The organism is Akkermansia sp. GGCC_0220 (assembly GCF_017566105.1).
Taxonomy (GTDB): Bacteria; Verrucomicrobiota; Verrucomicrobiia; order Verrucomicrobiales; family Akkermansiaceae; genus Akkermansia; species Akkermansia massiliensis.
Genome location: NZ_JABFCI010000005.1, coordinates 146,304 through 160,408 on the forward strand (window position 1 = coordinate 146,304; position 14,105 = coordinate 160,408).

9 protein-coding genes are annotated in these 14,105 nt (G+C 57.6%); 4 read left to right on the forward strand and 5 right to left on the reverse strand.

Annotated features, from left to right (window positions below):
- Positions 1-122: 122 nt before the first annotated feature.
- Positions 123-3,038 carry an autotransporter outer membrane beta-barrel domain-containing protein gene (locus HJW02_RS05540; protein ID WP_156340825.1) on the reverse strand — a complete coding sequence of 972 codons (2,916 nt, stop codon included), beginning with the start codon at positions 3,036-3,038 and terminating at the stop codon, positions 123-125.
- Positions 3,001-4,080 carry a hypothetical protein gene (locus tag HJW02_RS05545; RefSeq protein WP_156340826.1) on the reverse strand — a complete coding sequence of 360 codons (1,080 nt, stop codon included), beginning with the start codon at positions 4,078-4,080 and terminating at the stop codon, positions 3,001-3,003. Before HJW02_RS05545 ends, HJW02_RS05540 begins: the two co-directional genes overlap by 38 nt.
- Before the next feature lie 261 nt (positions 4,081-4,341).
- Here HJW02_RS05545 and HJW02_RS05550 point away from each other — a divergent pair, with 261 nt between their 5' ends.
- Positions 4,342-6,084: a cation:proton antiporter gene (locus HJW02_RS05550; protein WP_022396351.1), complete on the forward strand. Its 1,743-nt coding sequence runs from the start codon at positions 4,342-4,344 to the stop codon at positions 6,082-6,084.
- Positions 6,085-6,096: 12 nt separating this feature from the next.
- On the opposite strand, the gene HJW02_RS05555 is transcribed toward HJW02_RS05550, so the two are convergent.
- On the reverse strand, positions 6,097-6,831 hold the full coding sequence (locus HJW02_RS05555; protein WP_102721566.1) for a class I SAM-dependent methyltransferase: 735 nt from the start codon (positions 6,829-6,831) through the stop codon (positions 6,097-6,099).
- Between the two features lie 42 nt (positions 6,832-6,873).
- Positions 6,874-8,292, reverse strand: a complete 1,419-nt coding sequence (locus HJW02_RS05560; protein WP_022396349.1) for a cation diffusion facilitator family transporter — start codon at positions 8,290-8,292, stop codon at positions 6,874-6,876.
- Between the two features lie 561 nt (positions 8,293-8,853).
- On the opposite strand from HJW02_RS05560, the gene HJW02_RS05565 reads away from it, so the two are divergent.
- The 3 genes from HJW02_RS05565 (at position 8,854) to rho (ending at position 13,292) form a co-directional block, all read left to right on the forward strand.
- A complete protein-coding gene (locus tag HJW02_RS05565) occupies positions 8,854-10,071 on the forward strand; it encodes a hypothetical protein (protein ID WP_102721565.1) in 1,218 nt (405 codons plus the stop codon).
- A gap of 422 nt (positions 10,072-10,493) precedes the next feature.
- A complete protein-coding gene (locus HJW02_RS05570; protein WP_102721564.1) occupies positions 10,494-11,249 on the forward strand; it encodes a YebC/PmpR family DNA-binding transcriptional regulator in 756 nt (251 codons plus the stop codon).
- 51 nt (positions 11,250-11,300) lie between these two features.
- Positions 11,301-13,292, forward strand: a complete 1,992-nt coding sequence (rho, locus tag HJW02_RS05575; protein WP_240454361.1) for a transcription termination factor Rho — start codon at positions 11,301-11,303, stop codon at positions 13,290-13,292.
- A gap of 80 nt (positions 13,293-13,372) precedes the next feature.
- On the opposite strand, the gene HJW02_RS05580 is transcribed toward rho, so the two are convergent.
- Positions 13,373-14,056: a 7-carboxy-7-deazaguanine synthase QueE gene (locus HJW02_RS05580; protein ID WP_102721563.1), complete on the reverse strand. Its 684-nt coding sequence runs from the start codon at positions 14,054-14,056 to the stop codon at positions 13,373-13,375.
- Between the last annotated feature and the right edge of the window lie 49 nt (positions 14,057-14,105).

The following is a 14,105-nucleotide window of genomic DNA, read 5'->3' on the forward strand; positions in this document are numbered from 1 at the left end:
AAAAACAGCCTGGGAGGTGGTACGCCCGTGCACGACGGCTTGAGATGTGGATGCCGCGGATAATGAAAACGCCATGCCCGGACATGCAGGCATGGCGCTTGTCAAATCAGGCCTGAGCCGGATCAGAAGTTGTAATGGTAGCCGAGGGCTCCGCCGATGGAGGTGTCTCCGGAGCGGAGATCCGCATTGCCGTCCACATAAACGGCGCCGTAGTCGGAGCAGGGAATGCTGAGGCCTGCGCCCAGCTGGACGCCGGTGCGGCCGAGCTTGGCTCCCCTGATGGTCTGGACAAGGCCCGGATTGGCCAGGTAGGCCACGTTGGCCTGTGCCTTGTCCTCCCCGAAGTCCTGAGAAACCAGAACGCGGAATTCTCCCGTGATATCACGCCCGGTCAGGTTGGAACCCAGAACGCCTTTCAGGCGCAGACCGGCGGCCACGCTTCCGGTGGTAATATCCATGTCATCCACGCGGAGTCCCGCTCCGCCTGCGCCGGTTTCATTGAAGCCGTCCACGGAGGAGTGCATGACGCTGACATTGGCGACCGGCTGAAGGATGGCCGTCCGGCGTTTGTTGAGAACCAGGTCATAAGTGAGCTCATACATGGCTCCGAAGCTCATGCCGGTGGTGCTGAAGCTGGCCTGGTAGCTTCCCAGCTCATGGCGTACGCTGCGGGTAATATCCGCATCCGACCAGCCTCCGGAGAGAATGAGGGAGTGGCCCCATTTCCTGTGGCGGTAGTGGCCGAAGAGGCTCACGTAGTAGGTGTCCAGGTCGCCGGAGGCGGAATCAGCCCCGTCAGAGGAGTAATCCCCATAGTTGGCGGAGAAGGCCGCGCCCAAAGTGAAATTCTCCGAGCAGTTGACGTCCAGCCCGGCGGTGCCTCCCCAGGAGTTAAGGGTGAAACCGTTGCCTTCATTGGAACCGTCCAGGGAATCCCTGCCCCCGTTGGCTTCAATCCAGCCGTTCACCTGGGGAAGGTCTCCCTGAATGTAGTCGGGATTGAGGCCCATGGTTTCCGCGCGGTTGCGGATGAAGGTCATTTCCCTCCGCAGGCCGGACCTTTGCGCGGCCAGGATGCCGGGAATGGCCGTTCCGGCGGAGGCGCTCAGAAGGCGGTTGGCCCTCGCGTAATCTCCGTCGTTCCAGGCGTTGGAAACGGCGCGGTTCAGGGAGCTCAGCTCCGTTCCGTCCTTGATCTCCCCGCAGTTCCAGAGCAGGACGGCCCCGGCGGCGGAATTGGAGGTATCAGCCGTGGCGAGCAGGGCGTTGTCCGCCTTGCGGGTTCCTGTCAGCACGATTTGGCCGTCCCGGTTTTCCGCATGCAGCTCGGAATAATAGGTGCCCAGCGCGCCGTAAGCGTTGATATTGAGGTAGCTGCCCACCATGTTCCCTTCAAAGAGAACCAGTTCCAGCATCCTTTCCGGCGCGGCGACATTGGATTCAATATTGAGGGTGGTCCCGTTGCGGTCTCCCTGAATGGTCAGCGTGGCTCCGTCTTCCGTGGAAATGAAGGGAGTATTGGTCTGCGCCAGCAGGGGATTAATCACGAGCGTGATGGTGGAACCGTTCATGAACTGGCTTGTTCCGTTAAGGAGAAGCGTGGTATTATGGGCGGCTCCGGCGGAGGCCATGGCGAGCGTAAGCGTCCCGGTGGCATCAACCGTCAGGGAATGGAGCAGAATGGGATTGGCTGAATCACGGATCAGGGCCACTTCCCCTTCCGTAATGTTGAGGTTCAGGGTGTCTGACCCCGCGCCGGTGTAGGTCCATGCCGCTTTCCCCGCCTTGTTGATTGTGCCGTTCCCCTGGAAGGAGCCGGAAAAAACGGAGGATTTTTCCGCATGGAGGGCGAGTTCCCCGTTGTTGAAGATCACGGAGCCTTTCCCCAGCAGGCCGCCCACCATGGAATTGCGTGTGGAGCCCAGGTCCAGCGCGGCGGCAGCGGATTCCGGACCCACGGCGACCGCCGCTCCGTCAAACCTGGCATTTCCGGACAGGGTGAAGGTTCCTTCCTGGACGGCCAGCAGGCCGGAGCCGGCAATAGTGATGTCCGTGTCCAGCTTGTTGCCGTTGCGGATGGCCAGCATGGAATCCGCGTTCAGCCGCAGGATGCCGGTGCCGGTGATGGAGGCGTTTTCCGTCAGGACATTGGCCGTTCCGCTCATCTCCAGGGTGGCGTCATTCAGTGTTAGAGCGCCTTCCTGCCCGGAGAAACGGGTGGTGGAGGACGCATGGAAGATGGAAATGCCGCCTCCGTTCAGCATCATGGCTCCGTAGGCGGAGGATTCGGAAGCGAGGATGATGGCTCCGCTGGTGGAATCCAGATGGAACCCCGCGTTTCCGGCGCTTCCCAGCGTCAGGGCGCCGGCGCCTTTCTTGCTGAGCGTGCCCGTGCCTTGGAGAGTTCCGTTCCACGTGAGGGGATTGGCCGTATCCAGGGTGATTTGGCCGCCCTGGGCGGCCAGAACACCGTCTCCCGTAATGGAATGAATGACAATGTTCCGGGTGGCTCCCGCGTTCAGGGTGGAAGCGGCGGAATCCAGGGCCAGCGTAGCTATTTCCATCCGGGCCTGGTTGGTGAAGGCCAGCGTTCCCTGGGTGATGTGCAGGGTACCGTTCCGGGTACCGTCAATGTAGATGGCGTCTCCAATGGTGTTGCTGCCGTCAAAGGCAAGCGACTTTCCTTCCGCCAGGGCGACGGTGCCGGAGCCTACCAGTTTGAGGCCGCTGGAAATGGTATTGTCCGTTCCGGTCAGAGTAAGGGTGGAATGGAGAAGATTGATGGAGCCCCGGGTGCCGGTCAGCTTTCCGACCTCGGCTGTGACTTCCTCCCTGGCAAGCTGGGACACGCCGAAGGTTCCTCCGTTCATCTTCAGCTCCCCGATGGTGTTGGAAGCGCCGGAAAGCACCAGTCCCCCCTGCTGTACGTCCAGAGCTCCGCTGGTGGAAAAGCCGCCGCCCAGCACCAGGTTTTTAGCCCCCGTCTTGATGAAATTGGCGTCATTGCCGATGACCTCTCCGGCGCAGATGGAGTCCATGGCGGTGTTGGAGAGATTGACGGTCAGCGCTTTCCCCGCAGTGAATGGTGACGTTGTATTCCGCCTTGTCTCCTCTGAGGGAGGGCAGGACGATAGTAGCGCCTTCACCCGGATCAATGGTCATGTTCCGGTTGACGAGAACGGAAGTGAAGAAATTCAGGTCAATCTGGTCCGTGATGGAAGCGCCGTCCACGGACGCATAATAGGTGGGGTCATCCTTGAGCACCCAGCCCATCTCCGCAAGGAGGGCTTTTTCCTGGTCGCTGGGGTTTCTCCTCTGGATGCCCTCCCCGATGGAATATTGCATCAGGGCGTTCGGGTCGCTTGCAGCGTCCACGTGGGACATGCTGGAACCGGGAGCGAAAACAAAGGGATTGTAAACAGTGAGGCCTCCGGAACCAATCGTGTAGGAAACGCCGGTCTGGTAATTGAAGCCCGCATCTCCCGGATGGTTGCCCTGGGCATCCGTGATCAGGGAATCCCAGATCGTGTAGTATTCTCCGTATGTTCCTGTATCATTCAGCGAGTTGAAGCCGACGTTATGCCCGATTTCATGCAGAAGGACGCTGATGAAGTCTGTGGCGTTCTGGGGCGTGGTATTGCCTGTGCTGAAACCGTAGACGGGATTGAATTGGAGCCTGAAATCCATTTCCCCTTCCTCCAGCACGACGTCTTCCCCTTCTTTCCAGATGACTTCCGTGGAAGTGGCCGCATTGTAGTTTTCCCCGTCGTATTCGACGTAATTGGAGAAAGAACCTGCCAGGACGCCTTCTTCAAGGGCCCCCCAGGAAATGGTCGCTTCAATCTTCCGGGAAGCGGTGTTGCGGAAGGTATCGTCCCAGATATTGAGGGTGGTGGTGACGGCGGCTATCTGGTCATCACTCCAGTCACGGGTCCCCATCCAGTCCGCCGGACCGTCCCCGTTGCCGAGGAGCGTGATGTGGAAGTTCTTGGTAGTGATTTCATGGGTGGCTGCCCAGCCCATGGGGGCCAGGGTAGAGAGGCCCGTCAGACAGGATAGGATAGATAGGGTGAGTTTCATCAACACGCTTTATAGGAATCCCGTATGCGTAAAGTCAATTAGAAACGATTGAAAATACAATAAAAACGGAGTTTTTAATAAAAATAAAAATATGATAGAATCCTGCCAGGCCCCGTTTTTCCTGCCGCAGATTTCCCCCGGCAAGAAAAATGCGACTGCATTCCAGTGCGGCGCAATGCGTTCTTGTGAGGGGAAATCAAACGCGATAGCGTAGGAACGACCTGGTGGTCAAAGATACCCTCTTAGACTTGTCACGCGCGTATGGATCACGATTTCAGCCTCATCTTCACTTTTGTCGGCGGATTGACCGCCGCCCTCCTTTTCGGCCTTATTGCCAGAAAACTGCATTTGTCTCCGCTGGTCGGGTACCTGCTGGCCGGGGTAGTGGTAGGGCCGTATTCGCCGGGATTTGTGGCGGATTCCCACACGGTGGAGCAGTTCGCGGAGCTGGGCGTTATTCTGCTGATGTTCGGCGTGGGGCTCCATTTTCATTTGAAGGATTTGATTGCCGTGCAGAGGGTCGCGGTGCCGGGAGCCGTGGTGCAGATATCCGTGGCTACGGTGCTGGGGGTACTGGTGGGCTGGATGTTCGGATGGTCCACGATTTCCGGGCTGGTGTTCGGCATGGCGATCTCCGTGGCGAGCACCGTAGTGCTTACACGAGTCCTGGAAGACAACCAGAACCTCCATACGCCGAGCGGCCATGTGGCCCTGGGGTGGCTGGTGGTGGAGGACCTGTTCACCATTCTGCTGCTGGTGCTCATCCCCGCCGTGATGGAGGCGCGCCAGAGCGGTGCCGGGGACTGGAGCGGCATTCTCTACGAACTGGGCTGGATGTTCGTCAAGCTGTCCCTGCTGGTGGCCCTGACGCTGTTTGCCGGAAAAAAAATCATTCCTCTGGTGCTGCGCTACGTGGCGCGGACGGGAGCGCGGGACCTGTTTACGCTGGCGGTGCTGGTCATTGCTCTGGGCGTAGCGGTGTGCTCCGCGAAATTCTTCGGCGCTTCCATGGTGCTGGGAGCGTTCCTGGCGGGGATGGTTGTGGGGCAGTCGGACTTTTGCGCTCGCGCGGCGGCGGAGGCCATGCTGATGCGGGATGCCTTTGCCGTGCTCTTCTTTGTTTCCGTGGGGATGATGTTTGACCCGATGTCCGTGGGGGACTGCTGGCCGCTGGCCCTGGCGACGCTGGGGGTGGTAATGATCGGCAAGCCGCTGGCGGCCTATGCGGTGGTGCGGTGCCTGCGGCGTCCGCTGCCGCTGGCGCTGAGCGTATCCGTAGCCCTGGCGCAGGTGGGTGAATTCTCCTTCATCCTAGCCGGGATGGGGCTCATGTACAACATTCTGCCGCCGGACGCCAACCAGGCCATCATTCTGGCGGCCGTCGTCTCCATTTCCCTGAATCCCATCCTGTACCGCCAGATTGGCCCTGTGGTCAAGTGGCTGCAAAAGCGCGGCATCGGCCTTACGGACCTGGGCGGAGTGAACAGCCTGGCGCTCCCGTCGCCGGACGCGCGGCGCGTGGTGCTGGTGGGGTTTGGCCCCACGGGGCGCATTCTTAAGAGAATATTGAATGACAACGGGGTGGAAGTCATCATCGTGGAGATGAACATAGACACGGTCACCGCCATACGTGAACAGGGCGGAGACATCGTTTACGGGGATGCCAGCCAGCGTGAAATCCTGCGCCATGCGGGCATTGAATATGCGGAAAGCCTGATTCTCTCCGCCTCCATTCCGGATGCCAAGGAAATCGTGGGGGTGGCTCTGGAGCTCAACCCCCACATTGACGTGATGATCCACACCAAGTACATGAGGGACGTGGACGTGCTTAAGGAAGCCGGCGCCTCCCAGGTCTTCTCCTCGGAATCGGAAGTGGCTCTGTCCATGGCGGAATACTTTCTGCGGGAAGGCGGCGCGGACGACGAACAGATCGTTTCCGAACGCCAGCGCATCCGTGCGGAACTGGACAGGGAAGTGCCCGGAGCTTCCGCCGCGGGGCACTGATGACCGGGGGCGCTACTTCTTGCGGGCGGAGATAATCAGCATCATGGGGCGGCGCAGCTCTTCCTGCATGCCGGGGACGGAATCCAGAAGTTCACGGGACGGCTTCGGTTCCTCCATGGCGGTAACCTCAAATCCGCCGGCGGCCAGAGCGCCGAGATAGGAAGTAAGCGTCCTGTGATACTTGGTCACTTCCTCCCCCAGGAAAACGGCCTGCCGCGGTCCTTCCATGAAATAGCCGTCCACGGGCCAGTGCATGATCTGGCCGGATTCATCGTAATGCCAGTCCTGCGTTCCCTGGGCGGTGAAAACGGGATGCTCCACGGAGAAAATAAAGGCGCCTTCCGGCTTGAGCCAGCGGGAGACATTCCGGCAGACTGCCTGGAAATCCGGCGTGTAATGGAAGGCCAGGGAGCTGAGGACAATGTCGAAGGAAGCCTCGGGAAGCAGGATATCCTCCATGGGCATGCAGCGGTACTCGATAATGCCTTCGTTTCCCATGGATCTGGCTTTGGCGATCATCTTTGCGGAAATGTCTACGCCCAGCACGGAGGCCGCCCCGTGCTCCGCCGCATATCGGCAGTGCCAGCCGAATCCGCATCCCAGGTCCAGAACGTGCTTGTCATGGAAATCCGGCAGCAGCCGTTCCAGTGTTTTCCATTCTCCGGCCCCTTCCAGCCCCTTCACGGAACGGTCCATTTGGCTGTACTTCCGGAAAAAGGCGTTATCGTCGTACTTGTTTTGTTTCATGATGGGGAGGAAATGAACGTTGCGTGGAAATAAAATGCTGTTTTATTTGGCCGGTTTCAGAATGACGGTAACGCGGCCCAGGTGGTGCAGGGCATTTTCTATCTGGTCTTCCAGTTGGGAGGCGATCTGGTGGCATTCCCGGATGGTCAGGGATGCATCCGCGGAGCATACGCAAGTCAGGGTGGGGAAATTGTCCTCCCGTGCCAGGTCCAGCTTGAGAACCTTGCAGATATTCCTGTGCTGCTGGAGGATGAGGTTCACCTTCAGGCGGACTTCCTCCGGCGGAACGTGCTCCGGAATGGCGTTCGCCTTCATATCGCGGCAGTCCGGCTCAATGCGGCAGATCACCTTCTCCGGCTTGAGCGCATGCTGGACGGAATCCCGGAACGCCTTTACCACATGGTAGCCGCGCTCCAGAGGCCAGTCCGCGGGAATCTCCACATCCATGAAATAACAGGGAGCATGTTTGCCGCTGCCTGCATAAAATCCGTGGATGCGGACATGGTGGCGCAGGGCCAGCCGGTGGACGACCGTGTCCGGCTCCATGTTGGAAAAATTCTCACGGGCCGGTTCGATATGGACGATCACGTCCGCTTCCGGCAGCTCGTACTTGACAATGCCTTCGATGGACTCCGCCACATCATGGGCGTCGTCTACGTGCAACTCCGCGGGCGCTTCCACGTCCAGCTCCACAAAAATGCGGGCGCCGCCGTCACGCAGACGGATGCGCTTGACCGGGTAATCCGGGGCGTTCTTCTTCATGGCGGTTAGAACCTGCTGCGTCAGGGCGGAAGAACCGCCGTCCATCAGGGCGTGAATGGAACGTTTGGCAAGGCCGAAGGCCACGGAACAAACCAGGGCCGCCACAAACAGGGCGGCGATGGCGTCCGCCTTCTCCAGCAGGCCGTGCCAGACGGAATCTGCGGGAACCAGGTGCGCCAGCCATACGCAGAAAAGGCCCAGCAGCACGACGGCGGAAGACCAGATATCCGTGGTAAAATGAAGGGCGTCCGCTTCCAGCGCCTGGCTCTTGTGCTTCTTGGCCACCCGGCGGAGCATGGCGGAGCGGTTCACGTCCACCAGCAGGGAAACGGCCACCACGGCGAAGGCCCACCAGGTGAGGGTGATCTCCGCCTCATTGTAAAACAGCCGGTCCACAGCCTCCCATACAATCCATGCGCAGGTAATCAGGAGCAGGGCAGTTTCCGCAAGCGCGGAAAGATTCTCCACCTTCTCATGCCCGTAGGGGTGGCTCTCGTCGGCAGGACGGGCGGCCACCTTCACGGCGTAAAAAGTCATGGCCGCAGCCATCAGGTCCAGGCCGCTGTGCAGGGCCTCGGAAATGATGCCCAAGCTGCCCGTCACGATACCGGCCCAGAGCTTGATGCCCGTCAAAAAGGCGGACCACAGGACGGAGGAAAAGGCCGCATGTGATTTTTCTTGGTGCGCTGCTTGTTCCATAAGACAGAGAAAAGGAAGAGGAGCATATCTAAGCCCGCCTCCCTTTCTTAGTCAATGATAACACAGACGGCGTTGAACTTCGGTCCCGTTCCATGACGGAATAGAGGTTTTCCCGGGAAAATGCGGGACAGAATATCGCGGATACTTTTAATGTTTATTATTATCTTGAATATTTTTTGAATGGATTTCTAATCAAGCCGGAACATGCCGGGCGTGTGGCGGAAATCCTTTTTTCCCGTGTAAAAATGATTACGGAGGTTCTTTCAACAAGGGGAAATGCCATCCTGTCCTCCCTCTGATGGACTGTGTCAGGAAAAGGCGGAGAAGGGGCCGGCAAAAGTGGTTATGCTCCACGTCCGGATGGTCGTGACATTTTCCGAAAATGGTTCTAAAAGATCAAATAAAGAGGGTTCGGTTTATTGAAATAATTGATATATCCTTCACATCATATTAGGATACATCATTCAGGGTAATGATATGGATCATGTTATGAGGTGTTCTTTATACATTTTTTTAATAGCAGTTTCAGGCGGGATAACTTTTTCGGAAGGGGCGAGGCGAATGATTGACCCGGTTGGGCATCCTGTGATGGATTTATGGGAGCCCCTCAACCCTGGCTATTCCGACCGGAAGTATCCTCCCGTCAATGGAAGATGGATTGAACAAAAGTTGATCGAATTCAATGATCATCAATATCTGCAATGGAAACTGATTCTTAATTGTGAAGAATGGATCGACGCGCGCCGCGGAACAAACCGGAAGCAGGGAGGGGCTTTGAATCTCCTGTCCGGATTCTACCCCAAAAAGGATTATGATGAAACGAACGACCGGGAATGGACGGACATTCAGGAATATGCGTTGTGCATTTACACCTATTTCACCGCGGATGGGAAAATCTGTGACCTTGACGATCAGGGCTATCACATGCGTGTGGTGGAAGAGAATAGGGGACGCAGGTGCGTCACTTTTTATGGTGTACGGGGAGAAGATGCCCTTTGTGCAAATGGTTATCACCGGGGAGAGGTTATTTGTCAGGAAGGGGCAGGGATTCTCAATGGTCCTTTCATTTTCAGGGAATCCTTTTTTGGAAAAGGAGATGATTCAAGAAGTGTCGTAAGCCAGGAGCCTGTGGATGTGGAACGTCCGGCTATTTTTCCGAAAGGACGAATGATCCGTTACCATCAGTACAAGGCAACGCCTGCCGTGGAGGCGGGCGTTGCCTGCCTGGAAGTTCATCAAGGATGGGAAGCGGAATTGACGGCTTCCACAAGAAAAACCTTTTATTTAAAAGAAAGATTTGGTGATTGGAACGATATCGATCAATTGCGGTTACTTCTTCCTGAAGATTTGCTTCAAGCAAAGTATTATCTGGACCCTTATGATGTAGCTGAAGCGGAATATACGGACAAGTTTGGCCGGTTGACTCGTGGCCTTCAGGGGTGGGCCCGGCGTTGTGCAGACCATTATGAACCTGGGAGTGATTTGGGAGGAGGCCGCGCCGTGAAGGAAATCCGCTATTACGACGAAAACGGAGAGTTAAGTTCCGATCATTTAATGAAGTGTGCTATTATCCGTTTTTCCTATCCGGAACATGGATTCCAGCAGATCAGCTATTTTGATGAGCATGGCAGGGAATTGAAGCATTTTCAAAAAGCAAAGGAAGGGCCTTTGGAAAAGGAAGAGCCATATAGTTATTATTCCATGTTAAACGAAGATGTTACCTGCTATGAGCCCGACAACCGGGATGAAGGGGAAATAATAGAGCGTGAGGCGGATTAGCGGAGAGAGGATAAAGCGGCCGTCCATCTTTTCCTGGAGATGCTCGCGCTTTCATCAAATTAAATAAGACGGGCAGTCTTTCCGTAGAATGATTACTCCAGACTGTGGGAGGAATTGTTTATCCGGTTCCCTGGGGTTTGCTTCCATGCTTCCGTGACCTAAAAAAGTATTGCCAATACTGGGGAATACGTTATTTTGCATGTGTTGAGAGTGACTGCCAAGCGGTAGCCGGAGCCCCTTAAGGGTGTGCGGCGTGTTCCCCGGCAGAGTATCCGGTCCCTGTAACCTATTTACGGATGGCCGCACCCTGATTCCCTTCCTGCGTGGTATTTGCGAAAGACAATGTGTTCGCCCGGGTTGAAGAACAGTTCCACTTGTTAGTTTGTCTCTTTTCACATACACTTACTATTATTCCCAATTCTATGTCAGGACATAATAAATGGTCTAAGATCAAGTACGTTAAGGCTAAGGAAGATGCCAAGAAGGGCAAGGTGTTTGCCCGCTTTGCCCATGAAATCATGCTGGCCGCCAAGAGCGGCGGCGGAGATCCTGATCTGAACCCTCGCCTGAGGGCCGCCATTGACGGGGCCAAGGCCGTGTCCACCCCCAAGGAGAATATTGAACGCGCCATCAAGAAAGGCACCGGGGAACTGGGCGGCGCCACCATCCAGGAGATTACTTATGAAGGCTACGGCCCGGCGGGCACGGCTTTCCTGATTGAAGTGGCGACGGACAACACGAACCGTTCCGCTTCCGAGCTGCGCACTCTGTTTACCAAGAACGGGGGCAGCATCGGCACTCCCGGTTCCGTGGCCTACCAGTTTGAACGCAAGGGAGAAGCCCGCATCATGGCGGAAGGCCTTACGGAGGATTCCGCGATGGACCTGGCGCTGGAATGCGGCGCGGACGATGTGGAGCAGGGTGATTCCGGCAATGAATGGGTGTTTGTTACGGACCCGACGGAATTAAACAATGTGTGCGCCGCCCTGCGCGAGGCCGGGCATACGGTGATTTCCATGAAGCTGATTTCCGTGGCGCAGAACGTTTCCGTGATTAACGATCTGGAGACGGCGAAGGCCGCCCTGCGCTTGTATGAAGCGCTGGACGATTACGATGACGCGCTGAACGTCTTCTCCAATTTCGACGTGGCGGAAGAAATCCTCGAACAGCTTGACTAACGCCGTTGTCTTTCAGGAGACGCCTGTTGTTGCAGTCCAATTTTCTTTTCCATGTCTGATACCCCCCCAGATTTGACTCCGGAACAGGTTTCTCCGGAGCCATCGCCCAAAAAACGTATTGTCCGCAGAGCCAAGTCTGCGGCGGAAGCTCCGGCAGAGTCCCACGCCGCTGCGGAAGTTTCCGGGACGGAACAGGGTTCTTCCCCGGCCCCCCGCAAGCGGACGGCAAGGAAGAAGGTTCCGGAATTGGCGGGTGAAGGGATGGAGAGCACGGATGCGCCGCAGAAGAAGAGCGCCCGCAAAAGCAGCGCTGAAATTCCGGTGGCGGAAGGGACGGAGGAAGCTCCTGCCAAGCCCCGGCGCGGACGTCCCCGCAAGAAGCCCGTGGAGGAAGTTCCGGAAACTGCCGGTTCCCCTGATGTTCCCGTAACGGAAGCTCCCGTCAAGCCGGTGCGCAGGCGTTCCGCCAAGACCATTGCGCCTGAAGACGATGCCGCAGAGGGCGCCAAAACGGATGCTGCCGTTTCCATGGCGCCTGCCGAACCGGCCGCCAGTCCTGCGGATTCTGCTCCGGAACAGTCCGAAGGAGGCAGGCCGAAGGTGATCCGCCAGAGGTTTGTGAGAAAACCGCGGGTACAGGAGACAGGGCCGGATGCGGATTCTGCCGCTCCGTCCATCAAGGTGGTACAGGAAGGCGCGACGGATTTCTCCGGAGATGCCGCGCGGGAATCCCATCGGACGAATGAACCGCAAAGGCAGCGTTTTGAGAGACAGAACCGCCGCAATAACAACGACCGTTTCAATAAGAACCGGAACAACCGGCAGGACGGCCGCAATGGCAGGAACGGCAATGACCGGGTTAAAAACCGCTGGAACAATAATCACCAGGAGGGGAATGCTCCCCAGAATAATGCTCCCCGTGAGCTGGCGCCCCCGGAACCGGTGGACGGCCTGCTGGAAATCACGAATAAGGGATTCGGCTTTTTAAGGAAGCCGGATAATGATTTTGACGCTTTTGCGGAAGCCGTGTACGTTCCGCAGGACATGATCCGCAAGTTCGGCCTGCGTCCCGCCGTTTGGGTGCATGGACAAGCCTGCCGCCATGACCGCGGCATTCTTCTGACGGAGATATCCGCCGTCAACGGAGATGCGCCGGAGAAGGCCCGCAAGAGCCCGCATTTTGAAGAGCTCAAGGCGGTCAATCCGAATAAGCGCATTTCCTTTGAAACCCGTCCGGAGCGCTATACCACGCGCACGCTGGACCTGATTGCGCCGATCGGGCGCGGCCAGCGCGGCCTGATCGTTTCTCCGCCCCGCGCGGGGAAGACGACGCTGCTGCAGCACATGGCGGAAGCCATTCTGGAGAATTACAAGGATTCCATCCACCTGATGGTGCTACTGGTGGACGAACGTCCGGAAGAAGTGACGGAGTTCAAGCGTTCCCTTCCCGGAGCCGAGGTGTACGCTTCTTCCAATGACGGCAGGGTGCGTGACCACTGCCGCATGGCGGAGCTTTGCATTGAGCGCGCCAAGCGGCTTGTGGAAGCCGGCCATCATGTCTTCCTGCTGATGGATTCCATCACGCGCCTTGCCCGTGCCTATAATAACGCGGACAAGGGGAGCGGACGCACCATGTCCGGCGGCATTGATGCCCGTGCGCTGGAAATGCCCCGCCGTCTTTTTGCCGCCGCCCGCAATACGCGCCAGGCCGGTTCCCTGACCATCATCGCCACTGCACTCGTGGAAACCAACAGCCGTATGGATGACCTGATTTTCCAGGAGTTCAAGGGTACGGGCAACATGGAGCTTGTCCTAAACCGCCGCATTGCGGAGCAGTATATCTTCCCGGCCGTGGATATCCTGAAATCGGGAACGCGCCGGGAAGAACTCATCATGCCGGAAGCGTGGCTGTACAAGATGAACCTGATCCGCCGCGCGCTGGCGGGGCACAAGCCTGTAGAGGCCATGGAACGCTTCCTGTTTTTCCTGAACAAGTACCCAAGCAACGCCCAGATGCTGCTGGACCTGAAGCAGAAGGCATAAGCTGCCGGAATGATGGAGCGAAGAGCTCCACGCAGGATGCCTGCCAGGGAATATTTTCCTTTGACTATACAAGGGCGTTTTCAAACGCCCTTTTTGCTGTCCCAAATGGCGATGTGCAGGCGGTCTGAAAAGCGGAGGCCATAACGGAGGCACCATTCCACCGTCTGCGCGCGCATGGCGTCCAGCTCTGCCCGTGTGGAGGCCAGTGGCATGAGCAGGATGCGTTCTGCGGGAATGTCTGCCCCGGAAGCCTGCCGCAGGGCGGTTTTTACATCTTCCTCGCACGCCACTACGAATTTGAACCACGCTTTTTCCGTGAAAGCCAGACGGCGCAGGATGTCCGGTTTCCATGTTCTGGCGGTTTCATTGCCGGAGTGGGGGAGTTTGGGAGATACGTTGAATTGCGTGATGCGTTCCAGCAGTTCCGCATCCGGCATAATGGTGCCGTTGGTTTCCAGCTCCACGGCATGGTCCGGCAGCAGGCGCAGCAGGGCGGGAAGGGCTTTTTGCTGAATGAGCGGTTCTCCCCCGGTCAGTACCAGGCGGCGGCATGGATAACGGAGCGCCAGTTCCGCCGCCTTTTCAGGCGTGAGCCGCACTCCGGGAACTGTCCCGTTCCAGGAGTACGCCGTGTCACACCAGGAACAGGCCAGGTTGCAGCCTGCCAGGCGCAGAAAGACGCAGGGAGTCCCCTGGGAGACGCCTTCCCCCTGGATGGAATGGAAAATTTCCGGTTGTCCGTGAAGCTGGGCCAGTGTGAGCATGATCAGGCAGGCCTGAGACTACCATATCCCTGCCGCCCGTCAACGCCTC